Source organism: Amycolatopsis rhizosphaerae (genome assembly GCF_007713715.1).
GTDB lineage: Bacteria > Actinomycetota > Actinomycetes > Mycobacteriales > Pseudonocardiaceae > Amycolatopsis_E > Amycolatopsis_E rhizosphaerae.
Genome location: NZ_VJWX01000088.1, coordinates 1 through 18,996 on the forward strand (window position 1 = coordinate 1; position 18,996 = coordinate 18,996).

The 18,996-nt window shown below is 71.5% G+C and carries 11 protein-coding genes, 1 tRNA gene and 2 pseudogenes; 8 read left to right on the forward strand and 6 right to left on the reverse strand.

The genetic code is table 11. From position 1 onward, the window contains the following. Positions 1-607, forward strand: a 607-nt coding sequence (locus FNH05_RS37980; protein ID WP_186382501.1) for a ComEA family DNA-binding protein, incomplete at its 5' end; no start/stop codon positions are given. A gap of 71 nt (positions 608-678) precedes the next feature. Continuing rightward, positions 679-1,028 (forward strand): annotated as a pseudogene (locus FNH05_RS11760) (HD domain-containing protein). On the opposite strand, the gene FNH05_RS11765 reads toward FNH05_RS11760, so the two are convergent. The 5 genes from FNH05_RS11765 to FNH05_RS11785 form a co-directional block, all read right to left on the reverse strand. Further along, positions 1,009-2,004: a glycoside hydrolase family 25 protein gene (locus FNH05_RS11765; protein ID WP_144587406.1), complete on the reverse strand. Its 996-nt coding sequence runs from the start codon at positions 2,002-2,004 to the stop codon at positions 1,009-1,011. The pseudogene FNH05_RS11760 and the gene FNH05_RS11765 overlap by 20 nt on opposite strands. A gap of 415 nt (positions 2,005-2,419) precedes the next feature. Beyond that, positions 2,420-2,496 (reverse strand) — tRNA-Arg (locus FNH05_RS11770). An 87-nt stretch (positions 2,497-2,583) separates the two neighbouring features. Further along, positions 2,584-3,315 (reverse strand): SDR family oxidoreductase, encoded by a 732-nt coding sequence (locus FNH05_RS11775; protein ID WP_144587407.1) that lies wholly within the window; start codon positions 3,313-3,315, stop codon positions 2,584-2,586. 77 nt (positions 3,316-3,392) lie between these two features. Further along, positions 3,393-4,790 carry a dihydrolipoyl dehydrogenase gene (gene lpdA / locus FNH05_RS11780; RefSeq protein ID WP_144587408.1) on the reverse strand — a complete coding sequence of 466 codons (1,398 nt, stop codon included), beginning with the start codon at positions 4,788-4,790 and terminating at the stop codon, positions 3,393-3,395. An 86-nt stretch (positions 4,791-4,876) separates the two neighbouring features. After that, positions 4,877-5,281 carry a nitroreductase family deazaflavin-dependent oxidoreductase gene (locus FNH05_RS11785; protein WP_144587409.1) on the reverse strand — a complete coding sequence of 135 codons (405 nt, stop codon included), beginning with the start codon at positions 5,279-5,281 and terminating at the stop codon, positions 4,877-4,879. A gap of 163 nt (positions 5,282-5,444) precedes the next feature. On the opposite strand from FNH05_RS11785, the gene FNH05_RS11790 reads away from it, so the two are divergent. From FNH05_RS11790 to FNH05_RS11805, 4 genes are all read left to right on the forward strand, one after another. Beyond that, positions 5,445-6,488, forward strand: a complete 1,044-nt coding sequence (locus FNH05_RS11790; protein WP_144587410.1) for a LacI family DNA-binding transcriptional regulator — start codon at positions 5,445-5,447, stop codon at positions 6,486-6,488. 479 nt (positions 6,489-6,967) lie between these two features. After that, entirely contained in the window at positions 6,968-7,534 is a 567-nt protein-coding gene (locus FNH05_RS11795; protein WP_144587411.1) for a winged helix-turn-helix domain-containing protein, read from the forward strand. Between the two features lie 193 nt (positions 7,535-7,727). Beyond that, positions 7,728-8,357 carry a TetR/AcrR family transcriptional regulator gene (locus FNH05_RS11800; RefSeq protein WP_222426582.1) on the forward strand — a complete coding sequence of 210 codons (630 nt, stop codon included), beginning with the start codon at positions 7,728-7,730 and terminating at the stop codon, positions 8,355-8,357. A gap of 67 nt (positions 8,358-8,424) precedes the next feature. Further along, entirely contained in the window at positions 8,425-10,614 is a 2,190-nt protein-coding gene (locus FNH05_RS11805; protein ID WP_144587413.1) for an MMPL family transporter, read from the forward strand. A 205-nt stretch (positions 10,615-10,819) separates the two neighbouring features. On the opposite strand, the pseudogene FNH05_RS11810 reads toward FNH05_RS11805, so the two are convergent. Beyond that, positions 10,820-11,869, reverse strand: a pseudogene (locus FNH05_RS11810) (MFS transporter); the annotation flags it as partial. Between the two features lie 325 nt (positions 11,870-12,194). Here FNH05_RS11810 and FNH05_RS11815 point away from each other — a divergent pair. Together FNH05_RS11815 and FNH05_RS11820 are read left to right on the forward strand one after the other, a co-directional pair. Next, positions 12,195-13,919, forward strand: coding sequence for a fatty acyl-AMP ligase (locus FNH05_RS11815; protein WP_144587414.1), 1,725 nt, complete (start codon positions 12,195-12,197; stop codon positions 13,917-13,919). Continuing rightward, a partial coding sequence (locus tag FNH05_RS11820; RefSeq protein ID WP_144587415.1) for a type I polyketide synthase occupies positions 13,916-18,996 on the forward strand: 5,081 nt, incomplete at its 3' end. The genes FNH05_RS11815 and FNH05_RS11820, both read left to right, overlap by 4 nt.

Here is an 18,996-nt window from a genome sequence, read left to right on the forward strand (position 1 = left end):
CATGCGCACGAGGGTGGGACTCGCCCGGCGGGCGCGCCCTACACCGCGAGCGGGTGCCGTGCTCGTGGTGGTGCTGATGTCGCTGACCCCCACCGACGCCCAGGGGCACACCACCGGTACCGCGGGGCACATCATCGCGCCCATCGGGACGCTGCTGATCCTCACGCTCGTGTCCCTGGCCTGCCTGCAACAGGCCGCACTCCGGCGGCAGGTCTACCCGCGGCCGGAAACCGGGCAGCCCGTCCCCGGACCGGTCCTGGCGACCGGCAACGATCCGGCCGTGGCCGCGGTGCTGGCCGCCCGCGCCCGCCGCGCCGAGGCCCGGCGGCTCGCCGAACGGGACCCGTTGATGGCCCGCGAACTCCGCATCGGGCGGCCCGATCTGCCGCGCGACTACGACGACGGCGGCCTCGTCGACCTCAACAACGCCCCGGCCGCCGTGCTCGCCGAACGGCTCGAACTGGACCCGTCACTGGCCGCGGCCATCGTCACCGCCCGCACCGAACACGGCGGTTTCCTTGCCGTCGAAGACGTTTTCACGCTCACCGAGCTGCCGCTCGGTTGCTGGGACCTGATCCGGGACCGCGGAATCGTGCTCGCCCGATGACGCCCTCACCGCAGTAAGCGGTGAACGGTTTTTCCGCCGAGTAGCGCACGCCGACCGTTAGGAGCTACCGCGTGTCAGACGCAAGCGCCATCGCCAGCTTCGGTTACGAACTTGGCATTTTGAAACGGCTTCGGCGCTCGGGGTGGTGGCACGTCGGGGTGAAGGATCCGGAATCGGTGGCCGAGCGCGAACTCGGTCCGGGCCGCGGTCAACGAGTACGAAGCGGCGGAGACTGTCGAGGCCCGGTGTGCGCGGGACGCGGACAAACTGGAAATGCTGCTCCAGGCCGTCGAGTACCGAGAGATCGGCGTGCACAGCGTCCAAGGGTGGATCGACATGGATCGACACCGCATCGAGGAGTCTGGAGACCACGACAGCCCAGCGGGTCGCCGAATCGGCCCTCACCCGCAGTAGGCGGTGAACGGTTTTTCCGCCGAATAGCGCACGATGACGCCGACCGGCTGGCCGCCGTCCGGATGCCGGGGGATGGCGACCGGTCCGGGTTTGTCGGTGTCGAACGTCCAGGTCTGCGGCGTGATCCGCCCGGTGCCGTCGTCGCCGGAGCTGAACCCGGCGCCCGGCACGAACCGGTCCGGGTGGTCGGTGGGCATCACGTAGTCGACCTGGTGCACGTGGATCTGCTCGCCGTAGATCGCGTAGAGGTACCAGAACTGGGGACGCCCCGCGCACGGCAGCGCACGGGACAGGTTGTCGCCGGCAGGCCATTCCATGGTGGTCTCCTCGTCGTCGGAGAGGGCGGCGCCCTGCGCGGGGTAACCGAGCAGGGCGGCGAACTCCTCCCGGGTGCCCCGGAAGGCGTTCGCGTCCAGCGGGGAGTAACCGGCGACCTCGGCGGAGGCGGTGAACTGGAGCACGGCCACGTCCAGGCCGCCGTACCCCGCCCAGTACGACGCGGGCACCTGCGCCCATTTCGTGGGCAGCGGCCCGACCGCGGTGTCCGGGTAACGGCTCGACCACAGCGGCGGCAGCCCGGACAGGCTCGGTGATCCCAGTTGCTGCCAGTACCAGTGGGGCAGGTACAGCAGGGGCACGCGGTATCCCCGGCTCCGGAGCAGGTCCACGAGTTCCCTGGTCAGCGCGGCGTCGCCGGAACCGGTCTCGACGTCGAGGCACAGCGGCAGATCCCGGGGCACCACGGCGCCGATCGTGGCGGCCTGAGCCTGCGCGGTGCTGCCCGAGCGCTGGTACCAGTAGGCGGCGACCACCATCCCGGCCGCACGGGCCGCGGCGAGGCGGGCCGGGAAGGCGGGGTCCCGGTAGGAGTCGCCTTCACCGGCCTTGATGATCGCGAACTCGCAGCCCTCGCGGCGGCAGGCGGCCAGGTCCAGCGTGGCGTCCTGGTGGTTGCTGATGTCCAGCCCGAAAATGATCGCCATCGCCACGCTCCACACCGGACAGTCATCGACGCCGAGCGAACTCATGGTACGGGTGTGGCGGCGTGCGGCGGCAGCGCCGAATTTCGCCTGACCAAGGCCGAAACCGCCCACGCGGGTGAGCGTCGCCACGGAATTCCCGCGGCGCTGCCCGCATGACCTTCGCCACACCCGGGATGCCGCTCCGGCACGCCTCATGTCCGTCGGCAAGGACATTCAGACCACACAGCGTCACTCACCCCCGCGGGCTGAGCACTGCGACGCGCTTTCGCGGTCTCTCCGGTTGAAACCGCCCGACCGGCTGACCGGCGCCTGGTCTGGAACAACCGCTTCGGTCCGGCCCGGGACCCGACCTGAGCACGAAGACCGCCAGATCGCTCTCTCGGACCGTTTCCGCAGGTCCAGCGCTTGCTGATGGTGGCGCCCTGGGCAGGACTCGAACCTGCGACCTAGAGATTAGAAGGCTCTTGCTCTATCCAGCTGAGCTACCAGGGCCCGGCGCCGACGACCACTGCGGGCCACGACCACGCCCGCAGTTTAATCAACGTCATTCCTCGTATCGCCGAACACCGGCCGAGCGTTTCAGCCCCGTCCGACAAAGGGCATCTTCGTCGCCGTGATGGTCATGAACTGCACGTTCGCGTCGAGCGGCAGACCGGCCATGTACAGCACGGCGCGGGCGACGTGCCCGGCGTCGAAGGTCGGCTCGGGCAGGATCCGGCCGTCGGCCTGGCGGGCGCCGCGGCTGATCCCCGCGGTCATCTCGGTGGCCGCGTTGCCGATGTCGATCTGTCCGCAGGCGATGTCGTAGGGCCGCCCGTCCAGCGAGATCGACTTGGTCAGCCCCGTGATCGCGTGCTTCGTCGCGGTGTAGGCGGCGCTGCCGGGACGGGGCGCGTGAGCCGAAACGGACCCGTTGTTGATGATCCGTCCGCCCTGCGGGCGCTGTGCCTTCATCAGGCGCACCGCCTCGCGCGCGCACAGGAACGCCCCGGTGAGGTTGGTGTCTACGGTCCGCCGCCACTCCTCGACGTCGATCTCGTCCAGCTCGCCCGTGGGGCCGAACACACCCGCGTTGTTGACCAGCAGATCCACCCGGCCCCACCGGTCACGCACCGCTTCGAACAGGGCCTTCGCCTGCTCCGGGTCCGCGACGTCGGCCGGGACGAGCAGCGCGTCGTGCCCGTCCGCGGTTTCGGCGAGCGGTTCGGCGCGCCGTCCGGTCAGCGCGACCTGGTATCCGGCCTCCAGCAGGGCACGGGCGATCTCCCTGCCCAGCCCCGAACCGGCACCCGTGATCACGGCCACCGCCATGTGCACCTCCCGAGTCGGACGGCACGGCGGCCCGTGGCGGAGGACACCCCTCGCCACGGGCCGCCGGAATGCCGCTGTTACAGGTTGATCATGTGGCCGGCGAGGCCGTGGATGGCCTCCTGGACCGCCTCGCCGAGCGTCGGGTGGGCGTGCACGTTGCGTGCCACCTCGTGCACGGTCAGGTCCCACTTCTGCGCCAGGGTCAGTTCCGGCAGCAGTTCGGTGACGTCCGGGCCGATCAGGTGCGCACCGAGCAGTTCGCCGTACTTGCCGTCGGAAATGATCTTCACGAAGCCGGCGGCGTCGGCGAGGCCGTGCGCCTTCGCGTTGGCGGTGAACGGGAACTTGGCGACCTGGACGTCGAAGCCCTTCTCCCGTGCCTGCTGTTCGGTCCAGCCGAAGCTGGCGATCTGCGGCTGGCAGTAGGTGGCGCGCGGGATCATCGCGTAGTCCAGCTGCATGGTTTCCGCCCCGGCGATGGTCTCCGCGGCCACCACACCGGCCGCCTCGGCCGCGTGCGCGAGCATGAGCTGCGCCGTCACGTCACCGATCGCGAAGATGTGCGGGACGTTGGTGCGCCCGAAGCCGTCCACCGCGATCGCGCGGCGCTCGGTCAGCTCGACGCCGGTGTTCTCCAGGCCGTAGCCCTCGACCCGCGGCTGGAACCCGATGGCCTGCAACACCTTGTCGGCTTCCAGGGTCTGCCGGGTGCCGTTGGACACGACGGTCACCTTGACCTTGTCACCGCTGTCGTCGATGGCCTCGACCTTGGTGGAGGTGAGCACCTCGATGCCGAGCCGCTTGTACCGCTTGGCCAGTTCCTTGGACACCTCGGCGTCCTCCAGCGGCACCATCCGGTCCAGGAACTCGACGATGGTGACCTTGACGCCGTAGTTGTGCAGCACGTAGGCGAACTCGACACCGATCGCGCCCGCCCCGGCGATGATGATGCTTTCCGGAAGGTTCCGGTCGAGGATCTGCTCCTCGTAGGTCACGACGCGCTCGGAAAGCGAGGTCCCGGGCAGCAGCTTCGTGGTCGCGCCCGCGGCGATGATGCAGTGACCGAAGGTGATGGTTTCGTCGCCCTCGGCGGTCTTCACCTGGATCGTGTGAGCGTCCACGAACGAACCGCGCCCGGTGAACTCCGTGATGCCGTTCTTCTTCATCAGGAAGTGCACGCCCTTGACCCGGCCGTCCGCGACCGACCGGCTGCGGTCGAACGCCGCGCCGTAGTCGAAGCGGATCTCACCGTCGGAGGAGATCCCGAAGGTCTTCGCCTCCTTGGTGACCAGGTGCGCGAGTTCGGCGTTGCGCAGCAGCGCCTTCGACGGGATGCACCCGACGTTCAGGCACACCCCACCCCAGTAGCGCTCCTCGATCACCGCCGTCTTGAGCCCGAGCTGCGACGCGCGAATCGCCGCGACATACCCGCCGGGCCCGGCGCCCAGCACCACAACGTCGAAATGTGCACTCATGGGTTTCAGCCTATGCCCGCCTCTCCACGGGCCGTGAAGCCACCGGCACGGCCCGATTCGCCGTGCCGGCGGCGCTCACCCGTGGTTCAGACGCGCTCGAGGACCACGACCGGGATCTTGCGATCGGTCTTGCGCTGGTAGTCCTCGTAGTCCGGCCAGACCTGCACCATCTTGGGCCACAGCACCTCGCGCTCGGCGTCGGTGGCGGTGCGGGCACGGGCGGTGAACCGGTCGGCCTTGACCTGGACCTTCACCTCGGGGTGGGCGAGCAGGTTCAGATACCAGCCGGGGTGCTGGGGCGCGCCGCCCTTGGATGCCACCACCACGTAGCTCCCCTCGTGCTCCTGGTAGATCAGGGCGAACTTGCGCTCCTGCCCGGTCTTGCGGCCCGTCGTGGTGAGAATCAGGATGGGCGCGCCCTTTTCCCAGTCGTGACCCACTTCACCGTTGGTCTCCTCGTAACGCCGGACGTGCTCATCACCGAAGAGCATGGGGCCTCCTTAGCCGGTTGTCGCTGTGCTCTCACCCTCGGTCAACGCGGCGGGCCCAGGGAGTAATCCTGGGCCGTTTTCACCCCGATCGTGTGCATCTGACCTGCGAAAAGAGGGGAACCCTTCCTCGGTAACGCGACAGCGCTTTCGCCAGGAGGAACCGATGACGCCCGCCAAGCTCCACGTGACACTCGAGGACGTGGCGCAGAAGGCGCGCGTCTCGCTGGCCACGGCGTCCCGGGTGCTCAACGGCACCACCAACGTGCGGGAGGACCTGCGGCGAAGGGTGGTCGAAGCGGCCGCGAACCTGGCCTACACGCCCAATGTGCACGCGCAGGCCCTGGCCGGCGCCGCGCTTCGCTCGGTCGGGGTGATCTGCCACGACGTCAGCGATCCGTATGCCGCCGAGGTGATCCGCGGGGTCCTGCGCGTGGCCGACGAAAACGAGCTGCTGGTGATGCTGGCGAGCACGTTCGGGGAACCGGACAAGGAAATCGCCTACGTGTCGATGCTGCGCAGCCAGCGGGCGACGGCGATCCTGCTCATCGGGTCCGGGTTCGAAGACCGCGCCTGGGGCCGGACGCTGAACGCGGAACTGGAGCCGTACCGGCGGGGCGGCGGGCAGGTCGCGGTGGTGAGCAGGCACCGCAACATCAAGGCCGACACGGTCCAGCCGGACAACAAGGGCGGCGCGAAGGCGCTGGCGGCCGCCCTGCTCGGCCTCGGGCACCGGCGGTTCGCGGTGCTGACCGGGCCGCACACGCTCACCAGCGTGGTGGAACGGCTGTCCGGGTTCCGGGAGGGCCTTGCCGAAGGCGGGATCGAACTGTCCGATCGTGACATCTTCGAAGGCGAGTTCGACCGGGAAGGCGGTTACGCGGCGGCGCGGGAGATGATCGCCGCGAAGCACCGCGCGAGCTGTGTGTTCGCGGTGAGCGACCTGATGGCGGTCGGCGCGCTGGCCGCGCTGCGGGAGGAGGGCCGGTCGGTGCCCGAGGACGTCTCACTGGCGGGTTTCGACGACATCCCGCTCGCCCGCGACCTCGCCCCGCCGCTGACCACGGTCGCGCTGCCGCTGGAGCAGTTGGGCGAGCAGGCGTTGCGGCTGGCGCTCAGTGGTCACCCCGGGGAGCGCAACCGGGTGCGGCGGATCGGCGGCGAGGTGATCCTGCGGGAGAGCACGGCAAGGCGCCGCCGCCGGCGTTGATCCTCCACTGTGGATGGCCGCGGCGCCGCCGCGGTTCCCCAGCGCGATCACCGCGCAGAGGGCGGCCAGTCCCAGTTCGGGCACCGCGCAGGCGAGCGAGTGGGCCATCTCCTCCGGCTGTGCGGTGAGCACGTCGAACCAGGCGTCGAGCACGGCCAGCGCCGACACCGCGGCGGCGGTGAGCGCCGCCCGCGGGTCGCCGCGCAGGTGGAGGCGGGCGGTGACGGCGCAGCCCGCCGCCATCATCAGGTCCAGCCCGATCCACGCCACCTCCCAGTGCCGGGCGGGATAGGCCGGGGGCAGGACGGCTCCCAGGACGAACATCCACGGCACGAGCGCGAGCGCGGTCGCCCCCAGCACCCGCGGCGCCCAGATCCTCGGCTCGGCACTCCTCCACTTGATCACCTCGACCACGGTAGGGTTGCAGAGAAAGTTCTGCAAGTATTTTTCTGCAGAACTTTCTCTGTTATCTTGGTTCCATGGCGAAGACCCCGCCCCGCAAGGTCGTCAGCGACGGCAAGGCGCTCAAGGCACTGGCCCATCCGCTCCGGCAGCGGATGCTCGCCGAACTCGGCAGCCTCGGGGAGGCGAACTCGACGACGATCGCGAAGGCGCTCGACGAGAACACCGGCACCACCAGCTACCACCTGCGGGTGCTGGCGGAGGCCGGCATCATCGAGGAGGTGAAGGAGCGGGCCACCGGCCGCGAGCGCTGGTACCGCACCGTGCCCACCGACCGCCGGGCCCCCGCCTACGACAGCCTCTCGCCGGAGGACAAGGCGGCCTACGACGCCTGGGCGCGGCTGCGCATCCCGGGCGAACTGCGACTGGTCCAGCGGATGGTGGAGGAGTACAACAAGCACGGCCGGTGGCTCAACCTCTCCCGCAGCCAGGCCTACTACACGCTCGAAGACCTCGAAGCGCTGTTCGAGGACTACATCGCGCTGCTGCACAAGTACGGGCGTTCGCCCGAGGACGCGCCCTCCGACGCGCGCCCGATGCACCTGCGCTTCTTCCACCTGCCGGTCGAGGAAGCCGCGGAATAAGCGCGTTCGCCGGGCAGCGCCGTGACGAGGTGTTCGCCGCATCACCCGCCCGGGGTGGCCCCCGCAGCACCGCCCGGCACGTCATAATCGCGAAAGGCCCAGCCCGGACCGGATGCGTCCAATCGACTGATATGTGGGCCGGACCCCCCTTTCGGGGACTCACCGGCCGCCCGTCCGTGCCACGATGTCCGCCATGGCAACGGCATCCGAGCCCCGATGGCGGCGACTCGAACCGGACGAACGCAAGGAACAGATCTTCGCCTGCGCCGCGCACCTGTTCGGCGAACGTCCCTACCCCGACGTGTCCACTTCGGACATCGCCGCGTCGGCAGGGGTGGCCCGGGGGCTGATCAACCACTACTTCGGTACCAAGCGCGAGCTCTACCTCGAAGTCATCCGGCGCGCCATCACCATGCCGATGCCCGAGGTCGGCGGGCTCGGCGACGGCCCGATGCCCGAGCGCGCCCACCGGCTGATCGACTGGTTCCTGGAAATGGTGGTCAACCAGGGCAAGGTGTGGCTGGTGGCCACCTCCGACGGGATGAGCAGCGACCGCGACGTCGAGCAGATCATCGTGGAGGCGGAACGCACCTCCGCGGACCGGATACTCGACGTGCTCGAAATTCCGGCGGAGCATCCGGCGCGGCCCACCTTGAACGCACTGGTGCGGTCCTATGCCGGAATGGTGAAGGCGGCCGGGCGGGAATGGCTGCTGCGCCAGGGCCTCGAACGTCCGCAGGTGCACACCCTGCTGTACCAGTCATTCCTCACTCTCATCGAGGAAGTCTTTCCGGCTGTAGTGGATGCGAAAATCGCCACTTGACGGCGAATGACCCGTCGAGGTGAGATCGTTTCTGCCGTCACCGGACCAGGAACGGCGGAATCCGATCATGGAACGACCGCGGGACACCACTTCGGCGCCACGGCGATTCGTGCTGCCGGTCCTGATCGTGCTCGGCTGGCTCGCGCTCGGTTTCCTCACCCTGCCCTACCTCGGCAAGCTCGGCGAGGTCACCACCAACGACGCGGGCTCCTTCCTGCCCTCCCGGGCGGAATCCACCGCCGTGCAGAAACTGACCGAACGCTTCGCGAAGGACCGGCTCCTGCCCACGGTGCTCGTCTTCGAGCACACCGGAGGGCTCACCGGCGACGATTCCGCCGCAATCGCCGCGAAAACGGCGGAACTGGCGCGCATGCCAGGGCTGGCCGGGCCACCCACCCCGCCGCTGGCCTCGCCGGACGGCCAGGCCGTGGAAGTGATCCTGCCGGTCTCCGGCCAAGATCCCTTCCAGGCGGGCAAGGACGTCGCACACCTTCGCACGCTGCTCCCGGTGGGCCTGCCGCCGGGACTGCGTGCGCTGGCCACCGGGCCGGGCGGCTACAACGCCGACTTCGCCGAGGTCTTCGGCGGGATCGACGGCATGCTGCTGCTGGTGACCGCGGGCGTGGTCGCCTTCATCCTGGTCGTGGTCTACCGCAGCCCGCTGCTGCCCGTGGTGGTGCTGATCTCCGCGGGGCTGGCGCTGGGCACGGCCTCGGCGCTGATCTACTGGCTGACCCGCCGCGGCGTGCTCACCCTCAACGGGCAGACCCAGGGCATCCTGCTCATCCTCGTTTTCGGCGCCGCCACCGACTACGCGCTGCTGGTCGTCGCCCGCTACCGCGAGGAACTCCTGCGAACCCGCGACACCGGCTCCGCGCTGCGGAGGGCACTGCGAACCTCCGTCGAACCGGTCGGCGCCTCCGGCGGCACCGTCATCCTCGCCATGCTGTGCCTGCTGTTCAGCGAACTCACCTCCAACCGCAGTCTCGGCCCGGTCGCTTCGATCGGCATCGCGGGCGCGCTCGCCGCCTCCCTGTCCTTTCTGCCCGCCGCGCTGGCGCTGCTGGGCCGCGCCGCTTTCTGGCCCGCACGCCCGGTTCCCGTCAAGCACCGCCGGTCCACCCACGGAATCTTCGACGGGATCGCCCGGCTGGTCCACAAGCGACCGCGCGCGAGCTGGCTCGTCACCTCCCTGGTGCTGGCGGCGGGGCTGGCCAACATCGGTTCACTCTCGGCGTCCGGCACTTCGCAGGAGGCCCTTTTCCTCCGCCCGGTGGACGCGGTCACCGGAGGGCACGTGCTCGCCGCGCACTTCCCCGGCGGGACCGGTTCTCCCGCCCTGATCACCGCGAAAGCCGGGGCCCTGCCCCGGATCCTGGACATGGTCAAGACCACCGGCGGCATCGTCGACGCGGTACCCGCCACCGAGGCGGGCGCGGTGAAAACCGTCGACGGCATGGTGGAAATCTCCGCGACGCTGCGCGATCCGGCCGATTCCGCCGCCGCACTGGAGACCGTCGGCCGCCTGCGGACCGCCGTGCACGCCGTGCCCGGCGCGGACGCCAGGGTCGGCGGGCAGACCGCGCAGCAGGCGGACCTGCTCGCCGCCGCGACCCATGACCGCGACACCATCATCCCGATCGTGCTGGTCGCGATCTTCGTGATCCTGGCCCTGCTGCTGCGTTCACTGGTGGCGCCGGTGCTGCTGATGGCGACCGTGGTGCTGTCCTTCGGTGCCACGCTGGGGGTGGGCGCGTTCGTGTTCGGCCGCGTGTTCCGGTTTCCCGGCGCCGATCCCTCGATTCCCTTGTATGCCTTCGTTTTCCTGGTCGCGCTCGGGATCGACTACAACATCTTCCTGATGACAAGGGCCCGAGAGGAGGCCGCGCGGGACGGCACCGTCCGCGGCACGCTCACCGCGCTGAAGGTCACCGGCGGGGTGATCACCTCCGCCGGGGTGGTGCTGGCCGCGACCTTCGCCGCGCTGTCGGTGATCCCGGTGCTGTTCCTGGCGCAGATCGCGTTCCTGGTGGCCTTCGGGGTCCTGCTGGACACCTTCGTGGTCCGCTCGCTGCTGGTGCCCGCGCTCGCCGTGGACGCCGGGCGGATCATCTGGTGGCCGGGGCGGCCGGAGCGGTCGCTGCCCTCGCCTCCGGCCGTCCCGCCGGTCGTGGCAGCCGCAGCGCGAGCACCGCGCCGAGCAGACTCACCGCGGCCGCGACCAGTAACGCGGCCCGCATCCCGTCGAGAAAAGTGAGCCGCGCGGCCGCGGCCGCCGCGGTTACGGAACCCGGCCCCTCGCCGAATCCCGGCGGCAGCACGCCCTGGGCGAGATACTCGGTGGCGGCCCGCAGCCGGGCACCGGTCGCCTCCGGCAGCGCAGCCTGCGCGATCCGTTCCGGCAGTACGGCCGGAATCCGCCACGAAACCACGGCACCGGCCATCACCACGCCCAGCACGCCCCCGGCCTGCGACGCGACCTGCTGCAGCCCGGAGAGGGTGCCACCGGCTTCGCCGGGCCCGGCGCCCATCATCGCCTCGGTGGCGCCGATCGCGCACAGCCCGGTCCCTGCGCCCACCAGCGCGCCCGGGACCAGCAGCTCCGGGAACGCGGCGGTGATGCCGAGCCGGGACAGACCGGCCAGCCCCAGTGCGGCCAGGACGAACCCGGCGCACACCGGCCACCGCGGGCCGAACCGCTGGGCCAGCACGCCGCCGGCCAGCGCGCCGGGCACCACCACGCAGGTGGGTGCGAGCATCCACACCCCGGCGGCGACGGGCCGCAACCCGTGCGCGTTCTGCAGGTAAAGGGTGAGCAGGAACAGCAGGCCGAACACGCCGAACGAGCTGACGGAAACCAGGGTCGCCCCCAGCGAAACCCCCCGCAGGGCGAGCAACCGCCTGAGCACGCGGGGCATCCGTGCGCGCGGCCCGGTCGATTCCGCCACCGCCCAGAAGGCCAGCGCGATCACGACCACCGCCAGCGGAACGTTCAGCGCGAAGACCGAGGGCCAGGACAGGCGCTGCACGAGGAGTCCGCCCAGCACCGGGCCGAGCCCGATCGCCAGCGCGTTGGCACCGCCCCAGATGCCGAGCGGCAGGCCAAGGCGGCCGGGGGCGAAGGCGTTGCGCACCAAGGCCAGTGCCGCGGGCTGCAGCAGCGCCCCGGCGATCCCCTGTGCGAGCCGGAAAACCACCAGCGTGGCGACACCGTGGGACAGCGCGATCCCCAGCGAAGCCAGGCCGAACAGGCCCACCCCGAGGACGAACACGCGCCGGCGCCCGACCCGGTCGGCCAGGCGCCCCGCGGGCAGCAGGCCCGCCGCGAGCGCGACGAGGTAGACGTTGGCGATCAACTCCAGTTCGCCGATCGAGGCGCCGACCGAGCGCGCGAGCGACGGCGCGGCGATCGTGGTCACCGTGCCGTCCAGGCCCACCATCGCACCGCCGAGCACCGCGGCCAGCAGCGTCGGCCATGGCCGTCCCGTCGTGGTGCCCACCCGGCCAAGCATCCCAGGGTTTATACAAGAACGGCGCGAAACCCGCCAGTCCACCTACCGACGAAAGGAGGTTCAAGGCAAATACTTGTCACCGCGTTGATCGTGATCGGGCGCGGGTACCGGCATTTCCGCTGAATCGCGGTGATCTCTTGTGGCAGGGATGAGACCACCTTGCGTTGCGCTTCCACCCTGGCTACCGTAAAGCCGCTCACCAGCCTCAGGGACCTTCGACAGCCGGGAAATCATCGTCGGATTGGCCGCCAGAACGCGCTTTCCAGCAGTAAAAACGCGCTCCGGCACCGCGGGCTCAACTACTCATTGCGTGGGTGAAAGACAGATGTCGTTGGCAGCAACCCGTTCTCCGGAAACGGTGGAAACGGGCGGATTCCGACCCCTGACCTCCTACCTGTTCGACGGCGCCAGAGCGAAGAGGACCGCCTTCACCTTTCTCGACTACGGAAGCGATCCCGAGGGCATCGCGCGCACGGTGACCTGGTCCGAACTGGCCGAGGGCGTCCGGAGCGTGGCGGCGGAACTCGGCCGGGTCACCGGGCGCGGCGGCCGGGTGGCCGTCCTCGCACCGCAGGATCTGTCCTATGTGACCGGTTTCCTCGGCGCGCTGCACGCCGGAACCGTCGCCGTTCCCCTGTTCGCGCCCGAGGTGAGCCAGCACGCGAACCGACTGGCAGGCGCGCTCGCCGACTGCGCACCGGAGGTGTGGCTGACCTCGCAGAGCGCGCTCGCGCAGGTCCGGGCCCTGGCCGAGGACCACGCGGTGCCGATGCCCAAGCAGATCATCGCGGTCGACGCGCTCGAACCGGACAGCACGTTCCCCGACGTAGCGCCGGTCGGCCCCGACGATCCCGCTTACCTGCAGTACACCTCGGGTTCCACCCGCGAACCCGCCGGCGCCGTCATCACCCACCATGCGCTGCTCAGCAACGCGCGGCAGGCCGAAACCGCCTTCGGCATCGACGAATCGTGGACCATGGCGGGCTGGATCCCGTTCTTCCACGACATGGGCCTGGTGCAGTTGCTGGCCGAACCCGTGTTCTCCGGCGCCCGCTCGGTGTTCATGACGCCGTTCGCCTTCGTCATGCGCCCGGTGCGCTGGCTTCGCGCGCTCTCCGGTGTCCACAACGTCCTTTCCGCGGCGCCGAACTTCGCCTTCGACTACGCGGTGCGCAAGGTGAAGGCCGCCGAGCGGGAAGGGCTCGACCTCTCCGGCGTCCGCGTGCTGGTCAACGGCAGCGAGCCGGTGCGTCCGGCCACCATCGCCGCGTTCGCGGAGACCTTCGGCCCCTACGGTTTCGACCCGCGCGCACACCGGCCGTCCTACGGCCTGGCGGAGGCGACCGTCTTCGTCACCAGCACCGGTACCGAGGGCCCCACGGTGACCTCGTTCGACCGCGCCGCGCTCGCCGAGGACCGCGGCGTCGTGGTCGCGGACGGCACTCCCGGCGCCCTCGCGCTGGCGGCCGCCGGACGGCCCGTCGGGCAGTCCGTCCGGATCGTCCACCCCGAACGGTCCACCGTGCTGGCGGAGGGCCGCGTCGGCGAAATCTGGGTCGACGGCCCGAACATCGCCACCGGGTACTGGCAGCAGCCGGGGCGCAGCGCCGAAACCTTCGGCGGGCGGCTCGACGGTGAGCCGGGTTCCTGGCTGCGCACCGGCGATCTCGGCCTGATCCACGAGGGCCTGCTCTACGTGACCGGCCGCCGCAAGGACCTGATCATCATCGACGGCAGGAACCACTACCCGCAGGACATCGAGGCGACCGTCGAGCGGGCCCACCCGGCGATCCGCCGCGGTCACGTCGCGGCCTTCGCCGTCACGGACGCCTCCGGGGCGGAGGGTGCCGCCGTGGTGGCCGAGCGCGGCCCGCACGCCGGGGAAGCGGACGAGGCCGGAATCGCGCGCGCGGTGCGGCGGGCCGTGTCCGCCACCCACGACGTCAAGCTCCACGGATTCCGGCTGGTCGCCCCCGGTGACGTGCCCCGCACCTCCAGCGGCAAGATCGCCAGATCCGCGGCCCGGCGGCGGCACTGGGACGCCTCATGACCAGCGCGGCCGAACTGCGCGCCTGGCTCGTCGAGCAGGTGGCCCGGCGGTGCTACCTGGACGAGGCGGAGATCGACCCGGGGGTCGCGCTCGACGAGTACGGGCTGTCCTCACGGGACGCGGTGGAACTGGCGGGCGATCTGGAAGAACTGCTCGGCCGCGGGCTGCCCACCACCCTGCTCTGGGACCACCCGGACATCGACCGGCTGACCGAGGCGCTCCTCGCCGAAGCGGCCCCGGAACCAGGCGCGGTCCCGCCGCCGCCCGAATCCCCCGGCGACGCGATCGCGGTGATCGGGCTGGGCTGCCGGCTGCCCGGTGGCGTGCACGGCCCGGACGAGCTGTGGCGGCTGCTGGCGGAGGGACGCGACGCGATCGGCGAAGTGCCCCAGGACCGGTGGCGGGATTACGGCACCGTGCCCGAAAAGATCACCCGACGAGGCGGTTTCCTCGACGACATCGCCGGGTTCGACGCCGAGTTCTTCGGTATCGCGCCCCGGGAAGCGGCCAGAATGGACCCGCAGCAGCGGCTCGTGCTCGAAGTCGCCTGGGAGGCGCTCGAACACGCCGGCATCGCGCCCTCGTCGCTGAGGGGCAGCCCGACCGGCGTGTTCGTGGGCATCAGCGGCACCGAGTACGGCGCCCGATCGCTGGCCGATGTGTCCACGGTGGACGCCTGGACGGGCACCGGGGCGGCGCTGGCCGTGGCCGCGAACCGCCTGTCCTACGTGCTGGACCTCCGTGGCCCGAGCCTGGCCGTGGACACCGCCTGCTCGTCGTCGCTGACCGCCGTGCACCTGGCCGTGCAGAGCCTGCGCTCGGGAGAAAGCGGGCTGGCCTTGGTCGGTGGCGCCAACCTGCTGCTGGGCCCGGGAATCACCGCCGGTTTCGACGAGATGGGGATCAGCTCGGCCGAGGGCCGCTGCAAGCCGTTCTCGGCCGGTGCGGACGGCATCGTCCGCGCGGAAGGCGCCGGGGTCGTGGTGCTCAAACCACTGGCGCGGGCCCGGGCCGACGGGGACCGGATCCTCGCGGTGATCCGCGGCTCGGCGACCAACTCCGACGGGCGCTCCAACGGGCTGACCGCACCCAACGCCGAGGCGCAGCAGGCACTTCTGCGCACGGCCTACCGAGGCGCGGGCATCGATCCGGCCACAGTGGACTACGTCGAGGCGCACGGCACCGGAACGCTGCTGGGCGACCCGATCGAAGCCAGGGCGCTCGGGGCGGTCCTCGGCCGCGGCCGCACCCGCCCGTTGCTGGTCGGCTCGGTGAAGGGCAATCTCGGGCACCTGGAGGCGGCGGCGGGCATCGCCGGTCTGATCAAGACCGTGCTCGCGCTCCGGCACGGACTCGTTCCGGCGACCGCGCACTACACGGAAGCCAACCCGCACATCCCCTTCGACGAGTTGAAACTCTCCGTTGTGGACAGCGCGCGGCCCTGGCCGGAGACCGGACGGCCCGTGGTCGCCGGCGTCTCCGGCTTCGGTTTCGGGGGCACCAACACGCATGTCGTGCTCGAACAGGCGCCGCCACCGGCCGAACCGGCCGAGGAGCCCGCGATCGAACGGTTCCTGCTGGGCGCTGCCTCGGACGAACGACTCCGCGAGGCGGCAGGCCTGCTGGCCCGGTGGCTTGCCCGGACACCGGGGATTCCGCTCGCGGACGTGGCCCGCACGCTCGCCCGGCGGCTCGACGGGCGGCGCCGCGCCGCCGTGGTCGCCCGCACCCGGGACGAACTCCTCGAAGGCCTCGCCGCGCTCGAACCGGTCGCCGGACCACCATCCGGCAAGGGACCGGTGTTCGTGTTCTCCGGGCACGGCGGGCAGTGGGCCGGGATGGGACGGCGGCTGCTGGCCGAGGAACCGGTGTTCGCCGCGGCGGTCGACCGGCTCGACCCGCTGCTCGCGGCCGAAACCGGGCGTTCACTCGCCGAGGACCTCCGTGCCGGTGCCGAGGCCACCACCATGGACCGCGTGCAGCCGATGCTGTTCGGCCTGCAGCTCGCCCTCGCCGAACTGTGGGCGCACTACGGGGTGCGGCCCGCCGCCGTGATCGGCCACTCGGTGGGCGAGGTCGCCGCCGCGGTCGTGGCGGGTGCTCTCACCGAAGCGGACGGCGCCCGGATCGTGGCCCTGCGGTCGAAACTGCTGGCGTCGCTGGCCGGGGACGGCGCGATGGCGTTGCTGGAGGCCGACGCGGCGGAGGCCGCCGAACTCCTCGACGGCGTGCCGGATGTGGACGTGGCGGCACTGTCCGCCCCGAGGCAGACGGTGATCGCGGGCCGGGCCGACGCGGTGCGGCGCATCGTGTCGCAACTGGACGCCCGCGGCAGGCTGGCCAGGCTGGTGAAACTGGACGTCGCCGCGCACTCCCCCGTCGTGGACCGGGTCACCGGCACCCTGGCCGGGGGACTCGCCGGGCTCGTCCCGGCGCTGCCCGCGCTGCCGTTCTACAGCACCACCCTGGACGATCCGCGCCAGGTGACCGCCTTCGGCGCCGCCTACTGGGCGGCCAACCTGCGCCGTCCCGTGCGTTTCTCGGCGGCGGTGGCGGCCGCGGCCGATGACGGCCACCACCTGTTCGTCGAACTGTCGCCTCATCCGGTCCTGCGGCACGCCCTGGCCGACAACCTGGACGGGCGGGGGGCGCTGGTGCTGTCCAGCCTCCGCGAAGGCCCGGACGAGACCGCGCACTTCCACCGGCAGCTGGCCGCACTGGAACTCGCCGGAGCCGCCCGCCCCGCCCGCTCCGGACGGCTCGCCGACCTGCCGGGCACGCGGTGGCACCACACGCGCCACTGGCTTCCCGCCACGCCACCGGCCACCACCGGCCATCCGCTGCTCGGTGTCCACGCGGAGCTTCCCGAGGGCGGAAAGCATCTGTGGCAGGCGGATCTCGGCACCGAGGCGCAGCCGTGGCTGGCCGATCTCCGTCTGGACGGCCGCCCGGTGCTGCCCCTCTCGACGTACCTGGAAATGGCGCTCACCGCCGCGCGGACGGCGTTCGACACGCCGCCGGAGCGCATCGTGCTCGACGCGGTCACTCCGCACCGGCCGCTGGTCCTGAGCGAGCACACCCCCGTCACCACCACGCTGACCCCACGGGCCGGTGGCGGCACGGTGGAGGTGCACGGCAAGGACGAAGGCGGCGCCTGGCACCGGACCGCGACCGTGGAGTTCTCCCTCACGGAACCGACCGCAACCGGCACCTTCTCCTCCACTGTGGACGAACGGGGCACAACCGCGGTGTCCGCGCTGCACCGCCGGTTCGCCGGTTTCGGCGTGGTGTACGGTCCCGCCTTCACCGGCCTGCGCGAGCCCAGGACGGCGGTGCAGCCCGGCCGCGTCGTCGCGACGGTGGCGCTGCCCGGGGCCGCACCGGGCGATCCGCGGTTCTTCCTGCATCCGTCGGTGGTCGAGTCGTGCCTGCAGGCGTTCGCCGCGGCACTGCCCGAGCCGGAGCCGGGACGCCTTCACCTGCCGGTGCGGTTCGGCACCGTCCGGGGCACGGGCCGGGTGTCCGGCGGCGAAACGGTGCACGTTTCGGTGGCCGAAGACGCCCGGGGTGGCTGGACCGGCGAACTGCACGTCGTGGACGCAACGGGAAGGGTGCTGCTGGAAATCGGGGAGGTTTCCCTGCGGGAGGCCGCCCGCGCCGAGATCGCCGCGCCGCTGGCCGAACGGCTCCTCGAAGCGGTCTGGCACCCCGCCCCGCTCGACAGCCCACGCTCCGCCGGGGAAAGCGGTGGTGACGTCGTGGTGCTCGGCGAGCAGCCCAGCCCGCTGGCCACCGCGCTTCGCGCCCGCCAAGCCGGTTTCGGTGCCGGATTCGACCCCCAGGCCGAGGCGGTGCTCGTCGTGGTACCGCCGCGCGGAAGCCTCGCCGACGCCGAACGGGCCGTGCTCGCGGTCGCGGACGCGACCCGCCGCCTCGCCGATCTGGCGCGGCCGCCCCGGCTGCTGCTGGTCACCACGGGGGCGTTCTCGGTCGAACCGGGCGAAGTGGCGGAACCGGCGTTCGCCTCCCTGCGTGGGCTGGTGCGGGTACTGGCCTGCGAGCATCCCGAACTGCGTCCCGCGATCACCGACCTCGATCCCGGGTGGACCCCGGAGGAGGCGGCCGCGGCGCTCGCGGACGAACTGGCCACGGGCGACGACGACGAGGTCGCCTGGCGAGCCGGAGTGCGCTACGCCCGCCGCCTGGACTGGCTTCCCCAAGCCGCCGCCGGCACCGCTCCGGTCGTGCGCCCCGGTGCCGCGTACGTGCTCAGCGGCGGACTCGGCGGCCTTGGCCGCCACCTCGCCGCCTGGCTCGCGGAGCAGGGCGCGGGCAAGGTGGTCCTCAATGGACGGTCCGCGCCGGGCCCGGCGGCGCGCGAAGCGCTCGCCGCCCTCCCCGCGGGCACCGAGGTCGAGGTGGTACTCGGCGACATCGCCGAACCCGGCGTCGCCGAACGGCTCGTCGCCGCGGCGGGGCCCGCGCTGCGCGGGGTGATCCACGCCGCCGCGGTCCTCGACGACCGCACCACCTCCCGGCTGGACGCCGAGACGCTGCACCGGTCGTGGCGGCCGAAAGCCTACGGCGCCTGGCGCCTGCACGAGGTGACCCGCGACCTCGACCTGGACTGGTGGGTCGGCTTCTCCTCGGCCGCCGCACTGCACGGCTCACCGGGGCAGCCCTCCTATGCCTCCGCGAACGCCTACCTGGACGCCTTGGTCGCGACGCGGCGGGCGCAGGGTCTCCCCGCCACCTCGATCTCCTGGGGCACCTGGGCCGAGATCGGTGCCGCCGCGGACCTGGACATCCCCTGGCTGCACCCGATCCGGCCGGAGGAGGGGACGGCGGTACTGGCCGCCGTGCTCGGCCGGGACCTGCCGCACGCCGGGGCGCTCCGGCTCGACGTGCCCCGGCTGGTCACCGCGTTCCCGCAGCTGACCGGGCTCCCGTTCTTCGCCTCCCTGCTGGGCGAGTTCGCACCGCAGGACGAGGAGGGTCCACAGTGGACGGGCATCGGCGGGCTGAACGGGCTCCCGCCGGACACCGCCCGCGCCACGGCCTCCGCGCAGTTGCGCGC